Genomic DNA, 328 nt, shown 5'->3' with positions numbered 1-328 from the left:
TTTCTGCATGTGGTTGATCTCGACGGTGCATTCGCCGGACGGCCAGAAAATGCCGAAGCGGTGGAAGGGATTATCGAAAATTTCCCTGGCTATATCCAATTGGGCGGCGGCATTCGCAATACGCAGACAGTGGAGCGTTGGTTCGACATGGGCGTGGCCCGGCTCGTCATTGGTACTGCGGCGCTGAAAGACCCAAATTTTGTGAAGGAAATGGCGCGCGAATTTACAGATGGCATTGTCGTTGCCGTTGACGCGCGCGATGGATTTGTTGCCACCGAAGGCTGGGCGGAGAAATCCGACATGCCGGTCATCGATCTGGCGCGCCGTT

The 328-nt window shown here is 56.1% G+C and carries 1 protein-coding gene; it reads left to right on the top strand.

All coding sequences use genetic code 11. From position 1 onward, the window contains the following. The coding region (locus A6X21_RS25855; protein WP_240490137.1) for a HisA/HisF-related TIM barrel protein at nucleotides 1-328 on the top strand (328 nt) is incomplete at both ends.

The organism is Planctopirus hydrillae, from assembly GCF_001707835.1.
In the GTDB taxonomy this organism is placed as follows: domain Bacteria; phylum Planctomycetota; class Planctomycetia; order Planctomycetales; family Planctomycetaceae; genus Planctopirus; species Planctopirus hydrillae.
This window is presented reverse-complemented; position numbering and strand designations above follow the sequence as displayed.